Below are 16,699 nucleotides of genomic sequence, written 5' to 3' on the forward strand. Positions count from 1 at the left end.
CCAGAGACCCGCGCCGGGAAAGATCGATAAGGTGTCGTCCTTGTTGCCGGGACGTTAGCAAGCCCTTGCAGTCAATGGAAGCCCTTGCAGAGCGCTGGGCGGTAACAGGTCGGCACTACAGTGACAACATGCGTGCACGGATGGCGGACATCGCCAGGCAAGCCCAGGTCAGCGAGGCGACGGTTTCGCGCGTCATCAACGACCGCCCCGGCGTATCCCCCGAGACCCGGCAGGCAGTCCTCACCGCCCTCGATGTGCTCGGTTACGAACGCCCCGAGCGGCTGCGCAAGCGCAGTGCCGGCCTGGTCGGCCTGGTCGTGCCCGAGTTGGACAACCCGATCTTCCCGGCGTTCGCCCAGGTCATCGAGTCGACGCTGGCCCAGCAGGGCTACACGCCGGTGCTCTGCACCCAGTCACCGGGCGGTGTCACCGAGGACGAGTACGTGGAGATGCTGCTGGACCGTCAGGTCAGCGGCATCATCTTCGTCTCCGGCCTGCACGCCGACACCACCAGCGACCACGAGCGGTACCTGCGGCTGATCGCCCGCCCGCTGCCGATCGTGCTGGTCAACGGGCACACCGGCGGCATCGACGCGCCGTTCGTCTCCTGCGACGAGCAGCTCGCCGGCGACCTCGCGGTCAGCCACCTCTTCGCCCTCGGCCACCGCCGGATCGGCATGATCTCCGGCCCGCACCGGTTCACCGCGGTCCAGCGCAAACTCGCTGGTTACCGGACCGCCGTGCAGCGGCTGCTCGGCGTCTCGGGATCCGATGTGGACGACTCCGTCGAGCTCACGTTCTTCGGCGTGGAGGGCGGCGAGGTGGCCGCCGACCGGCTGCTCGCCAAAGGCGTGACCGGCATCGTCTGCGGCTCCGACCTGATGGCGCTCGGCGCGATCCGGGCAGCCCGGCGACGCGGTCTTGACGTGCCCCATGACGTCTCAGTGATCGGTTTTGACGATTCCCCGCTGATGGCTTTCACCGATCCGCCGCTCACCACGCTGCGCCAACCGGTCGCGGCGATGGCCGTGGCGGCCGTACGCTCACTGGTGGACGAAATCAACGGGCACGGTTCACCCAGGTCGGAATACCTTTTCCGGCCCGAGCTGGTGGTTCGCAACTCGGCCGCGGTGGCGCCGGTGCCGCAGAAACTGCCGGCCGAGACCTCCGCAGCCTGACGGTTCTTGCTGCAACTTCTTGCACACTTAAGCGGTTGACCTCACTCGAACGCGCAAGAGAGCGTGTTCTCCGCCTCTTCCGTGCTCGTTCGAGTGGGCGATGAGGGCGCTTTCAGTCGTTTGCGTCGGCAGGGAGCGCCGGGAAATGGCGGGACCTGGCGCTTCGCCGCAAGAGCGTGCGCAAGAGCAGGTCAGAGCGTCGGCGCGGTGGCACGGAATGTGACACATTGGTCGCGCTGGGTGCTTTCCGAGGTCAAAGTGGCCACTGAACTGTCAAGTGATACATATCACATTGCGGTCTAGGGGTAGGTCAAAGAACCGCATTACGGACAGACGATCACCTCGTTGACGGCCCGCCAATTTCAGATGCCGCAAAGATCAGAGCAGCGGTTCTCCGGGAAGGCCCGCGCCGAGTTTTTCGAGCAGCCGCTGGCCCGCACGCGGCCATGCTGCCACTCCACGCACCAGCCACCACCCCGCGAGTTCTCCAAGCGCATCGACGGGGTAATTACGCAGTGTGTCCAACGGCTGATCACCGGAGGCGTCCATCGCGTGTTCGTGGAGTTTCGCAGGGGTACGAACGACCGCGGGCCTCCAAGATCGAGCGCGACATCCCCGGAGCGCCTAACTCCCCGTGACAACGCCGCGGCACGAGCCGCAGGAACACCTCATTCCGCACGTGGCGTGGTCAGCCGAGAGAGCTCAGCTGATGAATGTCGGCTTCACGGGAGCAATTCGAAGGCCCACGGTTGCCTGCACGACCTGGACGCCACCCGGATCACATGTCGGACCTGCTGGACTGGGCGACTGGGCGACTGGGCGGCGCGAGCCGTCGCTTATGTAGGTCATCGGGGCGGATGACCTACATGGGCTACGGCTCGCGCCGCCTGGCGGGTCACGGTGGACTCGCTCGCACGCGGATGAGGGCACACGGATGTTCGTGCTCAGCGCGGATGAGAGCCCACGGATGCGGTTTGTGTGACTTCACCACGGCCAGGGCGTAGACGCGGGCACACGGTGGCATTACGTGCGACCTGATCCGCCCTGCGCCCTGCGACCTGCGAAAGGCGAAAGGCGACAGGCGACAGGCCCGGCTGGTGCCCAGGGCTGCCCTCGACACAGCGCCACAGCGCCACAGCGCCACAGCGCCACAGCTTCGAGCACAAGCCGAACCAGCCGAACCAGCCGCACCGTCCGAACCAGCCGCACCGTCCGGACAGGCCAGACCAGCCGGACAGGCCAGACCAGCCGGACAGGCCAGACCAGCCGGACAGGCCAGACCAGACGGACAGGCCAGACCAGCCGGACAGGCCAGACCGGCCAGCGCACACGAAGACCGGCCGAAACCAGCTCCGGCGGAAACGGGGAGCGGCCGCAGCCACCCCCGCCCCCGAAGCCTCACAACCAGCGACTCAGCGCGGCACGACCTTCTCCACGGCCCACTGCCGCCAGGTGTCCAGCTTGTGCTCCACCGTTGCCAGCTGCTCGCGCACCGGTCCCGGCCCCGTGGACCCCGGGGTGGTCCGCGCCGCCAGCGCCGACGACACCGACAGCACCGAGCGCACCGACGGATCCAGATGCTCGCTGACCGTCTTCAGATCATCGTCGGTCAGGTCCTCAAGCTCGCACTCCCGCGTCGAGCACAATGCCACCAGCTTCCCGGTGATCTCGTGCGCGTCACGGAACGGCACGCCCTTGCGCACGAGCCAATCAGCCACCTCGGTGGCCAGGGAGAACCCGACCGGTGCGGCGGCGGCCAGGCGGTCAACCCGTACCGTCATGGTGGAGATCATGCCCGCGAGAGCGGGCAGCAGAAGTTCCAGAGTGTCCACCGCGTCGAATGCGGGCTCCTTGTCCTCCTGCATGTCCCGGTCGTAGGTGAGCGGCAGGCCCTTGAGCATGGTGAGCACCGCGACCAGGCCGCCGACGAGCCGGCCGCTCTTGCCGCGGGCCAGCTCCGCGATGTCCGCGTTCTTCTTCTGCGGCATGATCGACGAGCCGGTGGCGAACGCGTCGTCGAGTTCGACCCAGCCGAACTCGGTGGAGGTCCAGAGCACGACCTCCTCGCCGAGGCGGGAGAGGTGCACGCCGAGCAGCGCGGTGATGAAGAGGAACTCGGCGACGAAGTCGCGGTCGGCGACGGCGTCCATCGAGTTCTCAGCGGGGGCGGTGAAGCCCAGCTGCTTGGCGACGGCGGCCGGGTCGAGCGGCAGCGACGAGCCGGCGAGCGCGCCACTGCCGAGCGGGCTGATCGCGGTCCGCACGTCCCAGTCGCGCAGGCGCTCCAGGTCACGCAGCAGCGGCTGCACGTGCGCGAGCAGCCAGTGGCCGAAACTGACCGGCTGCGCGTGCTGCACGTGGGTCATGCCCGGCGCCGCGGTGTCGATGTTGCGGGCGGCCTGCTCGGTGAGCGCGTCGGCCAGCTCGACCACCGCGACGGCCACGCCGCGGGCGTGATCACGCAGGTAGAGCCGCAGGTCGGTGGCGACCTGGTCGTTGCGGGACCGGCCGGCGCGCAGCTTGCCGCCGAGCGCGCCGAGGCGCTCCAGCAGACCGCGCTCCAGGGCGGTGTGCACGTCCTCGTCCTCGATGGTGGGGCGGAAGTCCCCGGCGGCGCAGGCCGACTCGAGGTCGTCCAGCGCGGCAAGCATCTTGCCGAGCTCCTCCGCGTCGAGCAGTCCCGCGTTCGCCAGGACGCGGGCGTGCGCGCGGGAAGCGAGCAAGTCGTAAGGCGCCAGCCGCCAGTCGAACTGCACGCTGACGCTCAGCCGGGCCAGCGCTTCCGCCGGGCCGCCCGCGAAGCGAGCTCCCCACAGCCGCGTCGGCTCCTCAGTTTCCGGCACACCTACTCCTCGATCGTGGAACTGCGCATTGGAATGACCCTATCGCTGCGACCCTCACCGGAGGCGCCAGGCCGTCATGCATAAAAATACTAGCAGCATGATAATATTGCGACATGGCCAGCCTCGATCTCACCGGCGACATCGTCGATCTCACCCGCACCATCTGCGACATTCCGAGCGTCAGCGGCGACGAGAAAACTCTCGCCGACGCCGTCGAGACGGCACTGAGCGCATACCCGCATCTCGAGGTCCTCCGGGACGCCGACGCCGTCGTGGCCCGCACGAACTTCGGCCGTGACACCCGGGTCGTCCTCGCCGGCCACCTGGACACCGTCCCCATCGCGAACAATCTGCCGACCACCCTCAACGGCGATCTTCTGTACGGCCGCGGCACCACCGACATGAAGGCGGGCGTCGCCGTCTTCCTCCAGCTCGCCGCCCAGTTGACCGAAAATGATTCCCGCTACGACGTCACCTACGTCTTCTACGACCACGAAGAGGTGGCCGCCAAGCTCAACGGCCTGGGCCGTCTCGTGCGCAACCACCCGGAGTGGCTGGCCGGCGACTTCGCTGTGCTCGGCGAACCGTCCGACGGGACCGTCGAGGGCGGTTGCCAGGGCACCATGCGCGTGAAGATCACCGTGCCGGGTGTGGCCGCACACGCCGCCCGCTCCTGGCGTGGCAGCAACGCGATCCACAGCGCCGGCGCGGTTCTCGACGTGCTGCGAGCGTATGAGCCACGTCGCCCGGTCGTCGACGGGCTTCAATACCGTGAGGGTCTCAACGCCGTGCGGATCGAGGGCGGCATCGCTGGCAATGTGATCCCTGACCTGTGCACTGTCTTCGTCAACTACCGCTTCGCACCGGACCGCGACACCGACGCGGCCGAGGCTCATCTGCGCGAGGTCTTCACCGGCTTCGAGCTGGAGGTCACCGACCGCGCGCCGGGCGCACGTCCGGGATTGGACCAGCCGGCCGCGAAGGAGTTCGTCGATCTGGTCGGCCGCGAACCTCAGGCGAAACTCGGCTGGACCGACGTCTCGCGCTTCGCCAGCCTCGGCATTCCGGCGATCAATTTCGGTCCCGGCGACCCGCTGCTGGCCCACACCGACAACGAGCACGTCCCGGTCGAGGAGATCCGCGCGGCCCTGCGCGTCCTCACCGCCTGGCTGCGCTGACATCCCGGAAATCCCGCCCCGCCTATCGGTCAAGGCCGCGGTCTGCCGCGACCTTGACCGATTTTGTACGCCCTACGCGCACCCGATCCCGAAACCGATGCCCGCCCTGCCCCTATGCGTCGGGCAGCGCCGCCGCCCTGGCAATGGCGCCGGGCACGGCATACATATGAGCAAAGGCGCGCGCCTGCTCGCCCGTCCACAGCGACGACCCGTGACCGTAGACCACGCCCGAGCGCGTCGCCGCGTCCAGCAGACTGTGCGGGCTCTTGCTGCCCAGCAGCACGATGTTGCCCTTGTGCAGCAGTACCCGCACCTGGCCGGTGACCCGGGCCTGGCTGGAGTCCAGGAACGCCCGGAAGTCATCCATGATCGGGTCGAAGTAGACGGCCTCGTGCAGCAGGTCACCGTACGTGTTCCCGAGCGTCGCCTTGGTGGCCTGCTGGCGATTGGACAGCACCAGCTTCTCCAGCTCGCGGTGCGCCGCGATCAGGATCAGCATGCCGGGCGCCTCGAAACCGACCCGGGCCAGGTTGCCGACCATGGTGGAGCCCATGTGGATGCCCCGGCCGACGCCGTGCTCGCCGCCGAGCACGTTGAGCGCCGACAGGATCGCGTAGTTGGGGGCGTCCTTGTCGACGAGCGAGTCACCGCCGGCGTACGAGGCCGCGACGACCTCGCCCTTCTCGAAGGTGAGCAGCAACTCGACACCCTCGGACGGCGCCGCGTCGATCGACTTCGTGTAGGTCCAGGCCGACTCCGGCAGGTAGTCCCAGGAGCCGTACGTCTCCTCGCCGCCGATCGAGGTGCCGATCAGGCCCTCGTTGATCGAGTACAGCTTGACCTTCTCGCTGACCGCGAAGCCGCGGCTGCGCAGGAACTCGGCCTCTTCCTCACGGACCAGCCGCTCGTCGCGTACCGGGGTGACGATCTCCAGGTGCGGAGCCAGGGCCCGGATCACCGCGTCGTAGCGGACGTGGTCGGCACCGGCGCCGGTCGAGCCGTGCGCCACCGCGTCCGCGCCGACCTCCAGGGCGACCTGGACGACCTTCTCCGCCTGGATCAGCCGCTCGGCGCCGACGCACGACGGGTACGCGCCGTTGCGCAGGTAGTTCGCCTTGATCGCGTAGGTGACGACGCGGGAGTAGAGCTCGGCGCGGGCGTCGACGACGTGGTGCTCGACCGCGCCCAGCTCCTCGGCGCGCGCGCTGACGACCTCCGCCTCACCGCTGTGCAGGCCACCGGTGTCGATGTTCGCGGTCACCACGTCCCAGCCCTTCTCGCGGAAGTCCACGAGCAGGTACGAGGTGTCCAGACCGCCGGAGAAGGCGAGAACGATCTTGCGCTTGGTCATCGGGGCAGTTCCTTCTCGAGAATCGGTACATACGTCTTACCGTCCCGGCGGACGTGGCCGGGAGGCAGGACATAGAACTCGGAGCGTCCCGCCTCGATCTGCTTCTGCATCGCCTGCTGGCGACCGTAGTCGAAGGGATCGAGCAGGAAGGTGGGCTCGGGCAAGTGTCCGCCGGGCGGGAGAGTGAGGTCGCTCTGGTAGACGAACGAGCCCGGCGAGGTGTGGAACGGCACGGTGGCGACCAGGATCTTCAGCGCGCCGAACTCGGTGTGCACCTTGAGCGCGCTGTTGTCGTACTGGGTGACCCCGTCGAGTTTCTGGGCGCGGTACGCCGAGAGCGCGAGCGCCTTCGCGGCCTTACCGAGTCCGACAGCGGGCATCAGCGACCACAGCGACCAGCCGACCCAGCGGCCGTGCTCGGCGCTCGGCGCTGCACAATACCCGCCGACCGGGACCGGCCCGCGGTACCCGCTGTCGCGCATCTCCTGCTGGACCGTGCGCAGCAGCTGCTTCACGTCGGTGTCGAAGCGGAAGGTGGAGCGTTCCACCATCGCCGCGAACTCCTCCTGCGGCAGCCCGGCGATGAGCGCGGCGGCCGGCATCAGGATCAGGTCGACCATCACCCACTGCGGCATCGGGATGCCCCGGTCACCGAACGCGATCCCATTGATCACGTTGAAGTAGTTCAGGAAGTCCCGGATCGACCAGTCCTTCTCCGCCGTGTCGGTGAAGTCCAGGAAGCTGAGCTTGTGCCCGTACGGGTTCTCGTTGAGCTGCGGGCGCAGGGTCTCGTTGGAGGCGAGGAAGAACTCCACCCCGTGCCCGACCAGCGTGTCGGTGTGGTCGGCGAAATCCGGGAAGCGTGCTTCCACGGCGGGAGTGAACGTCATCAGTGATTCCCTTCCGGAGAATCCGACCTGCTCCAGTTGCCGAGTTTCTCGGCGAGGGCGGCGCCCGAGGTGGGCCCGCCGTCACGGGCCACGACCAGGATGGTGTCGTCGCCGGCGATGGTCCCGACCACGTCGGAGAGCCCGGACCGGTCCAGCGCGCTGGCCAGGAACTGCGCGGCACCGGGCGGGGTACGCAGAACGGCGATGTTGCCGCTCGAATCCACACCGGTGAGCAGCTCCCGCAGCAGCCGGATCAACCGGGCCGGGCCCTGCTGCGTCTCGCGCAGCGGCCGCTTGCCGTCCTCCGGTATCAGGTACGCGCCGCTGACCTTGACCGCGTTCAGCTCCTCCAGGTCACGCGAGAGCGTGGCCTGGGTGACCTGCACACCCTCGTGGGCGAGCATATCGGCCAATTCGGTCTGCGAACGCACGGTCTGGCTGCGGATCAGCTCGATGATCCGCGCATGCCGCCCGGCCCGGGTGACGGGACTGCTCATTTCTCGTTGACCGCCAGCAGCCAGGTGAGCAGCGCCTTCTGCGCGTGCAGCCGGTTCTCCGCCTGGTCGAAGACGACGCTCTGCGGCCCGTCGAACACCTCGTCGGTGATCTCCTCGCCCCGGTGCGCCGGCAGGCAGTGCAGCACGATCGCGGCCGGGTCCGCGGCGGCCAGCAGCTCCTTGTTCACCTGGTACGGCCAGAACGGGGTGAGCCGGTCCTTGCCGTCCGCCTCCTGACCCATCGAGGTCCAGGTGTCGGTGGCGATCACGTGCGCGCCGTCGGCGGCCTCGTGCGGGTCTCGCAACATCTCGACCGAGCCACCGGTCCACGCCGCGATCTCGGCGGCCCGGCTGACCACGGCCGGCGCCGGGTCGAACCCGGACGGGCCGGCCACCCGCACGTTCATCCCGGCCATCGCACCGGCGATCAAGTACGAGTGCGCCATGTTGTTCGCGGCGTCACCCACGTACGCCAGGGTCTTGCCGGCCGTGCTGCCGAAGCGCTCCCGGATGGTCTGCAGGTCGGCGAGGAGCTGACACGGGTGGTAACCGTCGCTGAGCGCGTTGATCACCGGCACGTTCACACCGGACGCCAGCTCGGCGAGCCGCTCGTCGCCGTGCGTACGGAAGACCATCGCGGCGACGTACCGGGAGACGACCTTGCCGGCGTCGGCGAGGGTCTCACCGCGTCCGAAGTGGGTGTTCTGGGTGTCCACGATGATCGGCTGACCGCCCAGCTCGGCGATGCCGGCCTCGAACGAGAGCCGGGTACGCAGGCTGGCCTTGTCGAAGAAGACCGCGACCGAACGCGGGCCGGCCAGCGGCGTGTAGCCGAACCGGTTCGCCTTCATCTCGGCGGCCAGGTTCAGAACGTCGTTCTGCTCCTGCGGGGTCAGGTCGTCGTCACGCAGGAAATGGCGGGTGGTCACCGGATACCGTCCAGGGCAGCGATCAGGGCGTCCGCCTGATCGGAGGAGATGATCAGGGGCGGGGCGAGCCGGATGACGTCCGGCTGCGGGGCGTTCACCAGGAAACCGGCGTCGTGCAGTTTCGCCGCGACCTCCTTGGAGACCGGCTGGGTGAGCACGATGCCGAGCAGCAGCCCGGCGCCGCGCACGTGGCTGACCAGCGGGTGGTTCAGGCCCTCGATGCCGCGCCGCAGCTGCTCGCCGATCCGCTTCACGTGGTCGAGCAGGCCCTCGCTGGCGATCGTCCGGATCACCGCGAGGCCGGCCGCGCAGGAGACCGGGTTGCCGCCGAACGTGGTGCCGTGCATCCCCGGCTGGAGCAGGTCGGCGGCCCGGCCGAACGCGATGCAGGCGCCGAGCGGCAGTCCGCCGCCGAGGCCCTTCGCCAGGGTGATCAGGTCCGGCTCGACGCCTTCGCCCTGGTGGTGGAACCAGTGCCCGGTACGCCCGATGCCGGTCTGCACCTCGTCCAGAACCAGCAGTGCTCCGGAGTCGTCGCAAATCCTCCGAGCCGCGGCCAGGTACCCGGCCGGCGGCACGATCACGCCGTTCTCACCCTGGATCGGCTCCAGGATCACCATCGCGGTCTCGGCGGTGACGGCCGCTTTCAGCGCCTCCGCGTCGCCGAAGGGCACGTGCGTGACGTCGCCCGGCAGCGGCAGGAACGGCGTCTGCTTCGACGGCTGGCCGGTCAGCGCGAGCGCGCCCATGGTCCGGCCGTGGAACGCGCCGTCGGTGGCGACCACGTGCGTCCGCCCGGTCAGCCGGGAGATCTTGAAGGCGGCCTCGTTGGCCTCCGCGCCGGAGTTGCAGAACAGCACCCGGCCGGAACGCCCGGCGAGCGCCAGCAGCAGCTCGGCGAGCGCGAGCGGCGGCTCGGCGACATAGAGGTTGGACACGTGACCCAGTTGCTGGATCTGCTGGGTGACGGCGGCGACCACGGCCGGGTGGGCGTGGCCGAGGGCGTTCACGGCGATGCCGCCGAGGAAGTCGACGTACTGCTTGCCGTCCTCGGCCGTGAGAACCGCGCCCTCGCCACGGACGACACCGAGGGTCGGTCCGCCGTAGTTGTTCATCATCGACGCCTGCCAGCGTTCGGGCAGCGTGCTCATCAGGGGACCACCATTGTTCCGAATCCTTCTTCCGTGAAGACTTCGAGCAACGTCGAGTGGGCGACTCTGCCGTCGACGACGTGCGCGGCGGGCACACCACCGCGGACCGCACGCAGGCACGCTTCCATCTTGGGCGCCATCCCGGACTCCAGCGAGGGCAGCAGCTTCTCCAGCGTGTCCGCGTCGATCTCGCTGGTCAGCGACGAGGTGTCCGGCCAGTTCGTGTAGAGGCCGGGCACGTCGGTCAGCACGACCAGCTTGCGGGCGCCCAGAGCAACAGCGAGCGCCGAGGCTGCCGTGTCGGCGTTGACGTTGTGCAGCAGACCGTCCCGATCCGGCGCGACAGTGGCGACCACCGGGATCCGGCCGGCCGCGATCAGGTCGTCGACGGCCGACGTGTTGACCTCGTCGACGTCACCGACCCGGCCCAGGTCGACCTCTTCGCCGTCGATCACGGCGCCCCGGCGTACCGCGGTGAACAGGCCGGCGTCCTCCCCGGAGAGGCCGACCGCGTACGGGCCGTGCTGGTTGATCAGGCCGACCAGCTCCCGGCCGACCTGGCCGACCAGCACCATCCGGACCACGTCCATGGCCTCCGGGGTGGTGACGCGCAGGCCGCCGCGGAACTCGCTCTCGATGCCGAGACGCTTGAGCATCCGGCTGATCTGCGGTCCACCGCCGTGCACCACGACCGGCTTGATACCGACATGTCGCAAAAATACGATGTCGGCCGCGAAAGCGGCTTGCAGCGCCGGGTCGATCATGGCGTTACCGCCGTATTTGATCACGATGGTCGAGCCCCGGAAGCGTTCCAGCCAGGGCAACGCCTCGATGAGGACTTCAGCTTTCTCCAACGGAGACAGGCTCATGAGCTGTACGCCGAATTCTCGTGAACATAGGCGTGCGACAGATCAGTGGTCCAGATCGTCGCGCTCATCTCGCCCTCCCGCAGGTTGACGGTGATCTGCACGTCGCGACCGGACAGGTCGACCTTGGAACGGTCCTCGGCGGCGGCCCCGCCCTTGCAGACCCAGACCCCGTTGATCGCGACGTCGATGCGGTCCGGCTCGAAGGCCGCGCTCGTGGTGCCGACCGCCGCGAGGATCCGGCCCCAGTTCGGGTCGTTGCCGAACAGCGCCGTCTTGACCAGGTTGTTGTTCGCGACCACCCGGCCGACCTGCACCGCGTCGGCCTCGCTGGCCGCGCCGGCCACCTCGATGGCGATGTGTTTCGTGGCGCCCTCGGCGTCGCCGATCAGCTGCTGGGCCAGGTCGTGGCAGACCTCGGTGACCGCGGCGGTCAGCTCCTCCAGGGTCGGCTGCCGGTTGGAGGCGCCGCTGGCCAGCAGGATCACCGTGTCGTTCGTCGACATGCAGCCGTCCGCGTCGATCCGGTCGAAGGTGAGCCGGGTGGCCTCGCGCAGCGCCGTTTCGAGGGTCTCGTTGTCCGCCGACGCGTCCGTGGTGATCACCACGAGCATGGTGGCGAGCGCCGGCGCCAGCATCCCGGCGCCTTTCGCGATCCCGCCGACCGACCAGCCCAGACGCTGAGCCACCGCGTTCTTCGCGACGGTGTCGGTCGTCATGATCGCCTCAGCCGCTTTCGGCCCGCCGTCGGCGGCGAGCGCCTTCGCGGCGGCGTTCACGCCCGGCAGCAGCTTGTCCATCGGCAGCAGCTCACCGATCAGGCCGGTCGAGCAGACCGCCACGTCGCCGGCGCCGATCATCATCGGCTTCGACCCGGTGGTACGCAGCACCGACGCGGTGTGCTCGGCCGTGGCGTGGGTGTCCCGGAAACCCTGGGTGCCGGTGCACGCGTTGGCGCCGCCGGAGTTGAGGATCACGGCACGGACGATGCCGCCCTTGAGCACCTGCTGGCTCCAGAGAACCGGAGCGGCCTTCACCCGGTTGCCGGTGAAGACAGCGGCCGCCGTGTAGTCCGGCCCGTCGTTGACGACCAGGGCGACATCAGCGTTTCCGCTGGTCTTGAGCCCGGCCGCGACACCGGAGGCACGGAAGCCCTTGGGGGCGGTGACGGTCATGGCGCTGAGCCTTCCTTTGCCATGCCCTCCTGGCCCTCGTCTGCGAGGCCGTCGGGGACTTCTGCTGATTGCCACTCGGTGCAGTCGGTCATGGCGCTACTCCGAAGACGCTCAAGCCCGAGGTCTCGGGCAGACCGAACATGATGTTGGCGTTCTGCACGGCCTGGCCGGCCGCGCCCTTGCCGAGGTTGTCGAGCGCGCTCACCACGATGATGCGCCCCGAGTCGATGTCGACAGTGGCCTGCAGGTGGCAGGAGTTGGAACCCGATGTGGCAGCCGTGTGCGGCCAGACACCCTCGCCCAGCACGTGCACGAACGCCTCGTCCGCGTACGCCGCCTGGAGCGCCTCGCGCGGGTCGCCACCGTTGAGGCGACGGGCCGTCACGGTGGCGAGGATGCCGCGCGGCATCGGCGCCAGGATCGGCGTCATCGACAGCGTCCCCGCGCCGGTGGCCTGCTTGATCTCGGCGACGTGCTGGTGCGCACCGACCTTGTAGGGCGACAGGTCACCCATGACCTCGCTGCCCAGCAGGTTCACCTTGGCGTTGCGGCCGGCGCCGGACGTCCCCGAGCTGGCGACCACCACGACGTCCTCGGGGTCGGCCACACCGGAAGCGATCAGCGGGGCGAGCGCCAGAGTGATCGTGGCGGCGTAACAGCCGGTGTTCGCCACCCGGTTCGACGCCGCGATCGCCTCCCGCGCGCCGGGCAGCTCGGGCAGGCCATAGGTCCAGGTCCCGGCGTGACCGCCGCCGTAGTACCGGGTCCACTGCTCGGCACTCTCCAGCCGGAAATCAGCACCGAGGTCGACGATTTTCACCCCGGCCGGCAGCTGCGCTGCCACGGCCGCCGACTGCCCGTGCGGCAGAGCGAGAAAGACCAGATCAGCGTCGCTCAAGGTCGCCGCGTCGGTCGCCCCGAGCGTCAGGTCCAGCCCGGCGAGATGCGGGTGTACGGAACTGACGGCCGAACCCGCCTGACTGAACGCCGTCGCCGTGACGAGGTCGAACTCGGGGTGCCCTGCGAGCAGGCGCAGCAGCTCGCCTCCCGCGTACCCACTTGCTCCAGCAACCGCGACCCGAATCCCCATACCAACCTCCGCATGACTATGCAGAGAACCGTATCAAGTCCCATCCGCCGTAGCAAAGACGTTCCACATGTCGGCGGCCCGCGTCACACCCTGAGCTTCCGGTTCCCCGGCCCGCGTGTTGAGTAGAGGTTCGAATCGCACCTCTACTCAACACGCAAAGCGCAGCGGCCGGCGGGAGAGCGCTGACCGAGCTGACTGAACAGGCCAGCGCCCCCAGGAGCCCGGCGCCCCCGCGAGACCGGCGGCCCCGCGAGACCGGCGGCCCCGCGAGACCGGCGCCACCACGAGACCGGCGCCCCCGCGAGACCGGCGCCCCCGCGAGCCTGCGTCCCGCGAGCCTGCGCCCAGCCTTCTGCCGAGTGGCCCGGGCCGGCCGTTCCGCGATCGTGTTGATTTCGGGTTTGATTCGAACCTGAAGTCGACACTGGGCAGCCGTTTCGTGGCGTGCGTGTGAGCATTGGGTGCGAATCGCACCCTGAATCAACACGCTCAGCCGTAAGTCGACACACTGGACACCTGTCGCCCGGTCGTCCGGTCGTCCAGTCGTCCGGTCGTCCGGTGGTGTCAGCTGATCGCGTCGTCGACGCTGGTCTCGCGTTTGCCCAGGAAGATCGGGTCGCGGCGGGAAAGGGCGTCGCCGGCTGCCTTCACCGCGGCGAACTCCTCGCGGATCTCGCCGCGCAACCAGACCTGCCGGTACGCGCGAACCGAGTCGTCGCCCACACCGGTCGAGTCGATGCCCAGCGTCCGGCAGAGCGCCACCGCCCGCTCGATGTGGAAGGTCTGAGTCACCACGATCGCCTGGCGCACCCCGAAGACCTCCCGCGCCCTGGCACACGAGTCGTACGTGTCGAAGCCGGCGTGGTCGAGCACCACCCGGGACGCGGGCACACCGTGTGCCACCAGCCAGACCATCATCGAGCCTGGTTCGTCGTAGTCCCAGTTCGCATGGTCGCCGGAGACCAGGATCGCCTTGACCTTGCCGGCCGCCCAGAGCTGCCGGGCGGTCTCCAGCCGCGCTTGCAGGAACGGCGACGGCTGACCACCGGAGTTGACCTGCGCGCCGAGGACCAGGGCAACGGGTGCGGCCGGTACGGAGTCCACCTCATAGATGTGGCCGGCGGCCGACGACCGTACCCAATTGATGGAGGCCGCGGTGGCGGCGACCGCGAGGGTCGCGCCGAGCGCGCCCATGATGATCAGACGGCGGATCCAGCGGTTCTTCAGCACGCGCCCGAGGATGGCAAATCCGGTCAATGGCAGCATTACCGCCGTGCGAGAACAAGATCTGTTTGTCGGCTGGGCGGCGGCCGCGCCGGGCGCCCGGGTGTTCCGGAAACTGGGCGCGACCGTCGTGGCCTGCGCGGATCTGGCGCACTGGGACCGGCTTGTGATAGCGGGCGACCCGGACGCGCTGGCCGCGCTGATCGGTGAGGTGGTGCCTGAGACGGGCCCGTCCTTCCGGCCGTTCGGACCGGAAGACCTGGTCACGGCGGTGGCCGACCGGATGCCGGACCTGGAGGTCAGCGCCCGGTTCGCCTGGATGGACCGGGATTCACCCGTTAGCGGGACCACGTCAGCATCATCGCGGGCCCGTTCGACGACGCCGGCCGGGGCGGCCTGGCTCACCGAGGCCGAGTGGCCCGAGGTGACCGAGCTGCTGAAGGAATCGTTTTCGGACTCCTACGCGTGGCCGGGCGCTTCCGGCGTGGAGCGCTGGGCGGGCATCCGCGATCAGGACGGGCGGCTGCTCGCGGTCACGGCCGACGCCTGGTCGACGCCGGCGATCGGGTTCATGGCCGGCGTCGCCACCCGCCGTGAGGCACGCGGGCGGGGGCTCGGGGCGGAACTCTGCGCGTTCGCCGCCGACGAGCTGCTGGCCGGGCGGGATCGGGTCGCGCTGCTCGCGGACTACGACAACACGGCTGCCGTCGCGACGTATCGCAAGCTGGGCTTCGTGACCCGCCCGGTCGCCGCGGCCCGTCAGGTCCTCGTGGCGACGTAGACCAGGAATTCCCACTCGCGCACGCCGTCGGCCAGCTCGGCGATCGCCGTGTCCAGGGCGGCCACCTTGGCCGGTTCCGCGGCGATGTTGCGGTAGACCGCGATCGTCGGGCCGTAAACGCTCTTGAAGTAGTCGCGCAGCTCGGCGCCGGTGCCGAAGCGGTCCACCCGCAGGGCCCGGCGCTCGGTCCGGACGTCCGTCACGCCGTCGCCGAACAGCGACGCGAGGTGCGCCGGGTCACCCCAGCGAGGCGGCGGCTGCGCGCCGGCCGGTGGCGGGGCGGCGTACGGCTTCATCGTGGCGAACAACTGGCCGATGAAGCCGTCCGGAGTCCAGTTCACCAGGGCGATCGTGCCGCCCGGACGGCAGACCCGGAGCAGCTCACCGGCTGCCGCCTCGTGGAACGGCGCGAACATCACGCCGATGGCGGAGATCACCGTGTCGAACGAGGCCGTGTCGAACGGCAGCGCCTCGGCGTCCGCCTCGGTCCAGGTCAGCTTCGCGTCCTGGGCGGCGGCGATCCGCTCACCGGCGGCGAGCAACTCCGGGGTCAGGTCGCTGGCGGTCACGGTCGCGCCGGTCAGGGCCGCCGGGATCGCCGCGTTCCCGGTGCCGGCGCCGACATCCAGGACGGTCTGTCCCGGACCGATCCCGGCCGCCTCGACCAGGACCGGGCCGAGCGGCGCGACGACGTCGGCGGCCAGAGCTGGATAGTCTCCCGACGCCCACATGGCGCGGTGCTTCTCTTTGATAGTCATGTCACCGACCGTAGGAATCCACCACCGGGCCGGCCTAGTACACGATCTGTACCTGGGGTGTCCGCTACCGGACGGCTTTTCCGGTCGCCGCGGCCTAGCGTCGGGTCATGGGAGCTTCGTACGGGTCGTTCTGCCCGGTGGCCAAGGCGATGGCACTGCTGGACGAGCGCTGGACCATGCTGGTGATCCGCGAACTGTTCGCCGGTAGCCGCCGGTTCAACGATCTGCGCCGCGGGCTTCCCCGGATGTCGCCGTCCCTGCTCTCCCGCCGGCTGCAGCAGCTCGCCACCGCCGGGCTGGTGACACGTCAGGAGTTCGGGGCCGAGGTGGAGTACGGACTCACTCCGGCCGGCCAGGAGCTGGAGCCGATCGTGGTCGCCCTCGGCGTCTGGGGCACCCGGTGGATCCCCGAGCTCGGCGACCGCGACCTCGACCCGAAACTGCTGCTCTGGGACATGCACCGGATGGTCGACCACAGCGCGGTCCCGCCGCGCCGGACCGTGCTGTGGTTCCGGTTCCCGGCCGCCGCGCGCCAGGTCCGCCACTGGTGGCTGGTGATCACCCCGGACGGGGCCGACCTCTGCGACTTCGACCCCGGCCACGACATCGACGTGACGGTCACCGCCGACCTGCGGTGTCTCACGGACGTCTGGCGCGGTGAGCGGACGTGGTCTTCGGCACTGCGCGCGGGCGACGTGGCCTTCGAGGGCCCGGAGCAGTTGCGCCGAGCCCTCCCCAGCTGGTTCAAACCGTTCGCGTTCGCCGGCGTCCGCAAACCCTGAACCCGT

The 16,699-nt window shown here is 69.3% G+C and carries 15 protein-coding genes; 4 read left to right on the plus strand and 11 right to left on the minus strand.

Going from position 1 to position 16,699, the window contains the following annotated elements; genetic code table 11:
- The first annotated feature begins 128 nt into the window (after positions 1 to 128).
- Positions 129 to 1,178 (plus strand): LacI family DNA-binding transcriptional regulator, encoded by a 1,050-nt coding sequence (locus ACQP2E_RS28890; protein WP_433826098.1) that lies wholly within the window; start codon positions 129 to 131, stop codon positions 1,176 to 1,178.
- Between the two features lie 1,412 nt (positions 1,179 to 2,590).
- Here ACQP2E_RS28890 and argH read toward each other — a convergent pair.
- On the minus strand, positions 2,591 to 4,021 hold the full coding sequence (argH, locus tag ACQP2E_RS28895) for an argininosuccinate lyase (protein WP_433826099.1): 1,431 nt from the start codon (positions 4,019 to 4,021) through the stop codon (positions 2,591 to 2,593).
- A gap of 113 nt (positions 4,022 to 4,134) precedes the next feature.
- Between argH and dapE the strand changes: the two genes are divergently transcribed.
- A complete protein-coding gene (dapE, locus tag ACQP2E_RS28900) occupies positions 4,135 to 5,199 on the plus strand; it encodes a succinyl-diaminopimelate desuccinylase (RefSeq protein WP_433826100.1) in 1,065 nt (354 codons plus the stop codon).
- A gap of 112 nt (positions 5,200 to 5,311) precedes the next feature.
- On the opposite strand, the gene argG is transcribed toward dapE, so the two are convergent.
- The 9 genes from argG to ACQP2E_RS28945 all read right to left on the minus strand — a co-directional run bounded on the left by argG (position 5,312) and on the right by ACQP2E_RS28945 (position 14,378).
- Positions 5,312 to 6,550, minus strand: coding sequence for an argininosuccinate synthase (argG, locus tag ACQP2E_RS28905; protein WP_433826101.1), 1,239 nt, complete (start codon positions 6,548 to 6,550; stop codon positions 5,312 to 5,314).
- The gene (locus tag ACQP2E_RS28910; RefSeq protein ID WP_111654435.1) at positions 6,547 to 7,440 is read right to left on the minus strand and encodes a hypothetical protein; all 894 of its coding nucleotides are present in this window, start codon (positions 7,438 to 7,440) and stop codon (positions 6,547 to 6,549) included. Before ACQP2E_RS28910 ends, argG begins: the two co-directional genes overlap by 4 nt.
- Positions 7,440 to 7,937 carry an arginine repressor gene (locus ACQP2E_RS28915; RefSeq protein WP_433826102.1) on the minus strand — a complete coding sequence of 166 codons (498 nt, stop codon included), beginning with the start codon at positions 7,935 to 7,937 and terminating at the stop codon, positions 7,440 to 7,442. The genes ACQP2E_RS28910 and ACQP2E_RS28915 overlap by 1 nt, the downstream gene beginning before the upstream one ends.
- Positions 7,934 to 8,866 carry an ornithine carbamoyltransferase gene (gene argF / locus ACQP2E_RS28920; RefSeq protein WP_433826103.1) on the minus strand — a complete coding sequence of 311 codons (933 nt, stop codon included), beginning with the start codon at positions 8,864 to 8,866 and terminating at the stop codon, positions 7,934 to 7,936. Before argF ends, ACQP2E_RS28915 begins: the two co-directional genes overlap by 4 nt.
- The gene (locus tag ACQP2E_RS28925) at positions 8,863 to 10,017 is read right to left on the minus strand and encodes an acetylornithine transaminase (RefSeq protein ID WP_433826104.1); all 1,155 of its coding nucleotides are present in this window, start codon (positions 10,015 to 10,017) and stop codon (positions 8,863 to 8,865) included. The genes argF and ACQP2E_RS28925 overlap by 4 nt, the downstream gene beginning before the upstream one ends.
- Positions 10,017 to 10,886: an acetylglutamate kinase gene (gene argB, locus ACQP2E_RS28930; RefSeq protein ID WP_433826105.1), complete on the minus strand. Its 870-nt coding sequence runs from the start codon at positions 10,884 to 10,886 to the stop codon at positions 10,017 to 10,019. Before argB ends, ACQP2E_RS28925 begins: the two co-directional genes overlap by 1 nt.
- A complete protein-coding gene (argJ, locus tag ACQP2E_RS28935) occupies positions 10,883 to 12,058 on the minus strand; it encodes a bifunctional glutamate N-acetyltransferase/amino-acid acetyltransferase ArgJ (protein WP_433826106.1) in 1,176 nt (391 codons plus the stop codon). Before argJ ends, argB begins: the two co-directional genes overlap by 4 nt.
- Positions 12,059 to 12,146: 88 nt before the next feature.
- Positions 12,147 to 13,148 carry an N-acetyl-gamma-glutamyl-phosphate reductase gene (gene argC / locus ACQP2E_RS28940; protein ID WP_433826107.1) on the minus strand — a complete coding sequence of 334 codons (1,002 nt, stop codon included), beginning with the start codon at positions 13,146 to 13,148 and terminating at the stop codon, positions 12,147 to 12,149.
- Positions 13,149 to 13,712: 564 nt separating this feature from the next.
- The gene (locus tag ACQP2E_RS28945; protein WP_433826108.1) at positions 13,713 to 14,378 is read right to left on the minus strand and encodes a SanA/YdcF family protein; all 666 of its coding nucleotides are present in this window, start codon (positions 14,376 to 14,378) and stop codon (positions 13,713 to 13,715) included.
- Between the two features lie 43 nt (positions 14,379 to 14,421).
- Here ACQP2E_RS28945 and ACQP2E_RS28950 point away from each other — a divergent pair, with 43 nt between their 5' ends.
- Entirely contained in the window at positions 14,422 to 15,153 is a 732-nt protein-coding gene (locus ACQP2E_RS28950; protein WP_433826109.1) for a GNAT family N-acetyltransferase, read from the plus strand.
- Here the strand turns inward: ACQP2E_RS28950 and ACQP2E_RS28955 are convergent.
- The gene (locus ACQP2E_RS28955) at positions 15,132 to 15,911 is read right to left on the minus strand and encodes a class I SAM-dependent methyltransferase (RefSeq protein WP_433826110.1); all 780 of its coding nucleotides are present in this window, start codon (positions 15,909 to 15,911) and stop codon (positions 15,132 to 15,134) included. The genes ACQP2E_RS28950 and ACQP2E_RS28955 overlap by 22 nt on opposite strands.
- Before the next feature lie 107 nt (positions 15,912 to 16,018).
- Between ACQP2E_RS28955 and ACQP2E_RS28960 the strand changes: the two genes are divergently transcribed.
- The gene (locus tag ACQP2E_RS28960; RefSeq protein WP_433826111.1) at positions 16,019 to 16,693 is read left to right on the plus strand and encodes a winged helix-turn-helix transcriptional regulator; all 675 of its coding nucleotides are present in this window, start codon (positions 16,019 to 16,021) and stop codon (positions 16,691 to 16,693) included.
- Positions 16,694 to 16,699 lie beyond the last annotated feature (6 nt).

Origin of the sequence: Actinoplanes sp. CA-015351 (genome assembly GCF_050955685.1) — a bacterium.
Classification (GTDB): Bacteria; Actinomycetota; Actinomycetes; order Mycobacteriales; family Micromonosporaceae; genus Actinoplanes.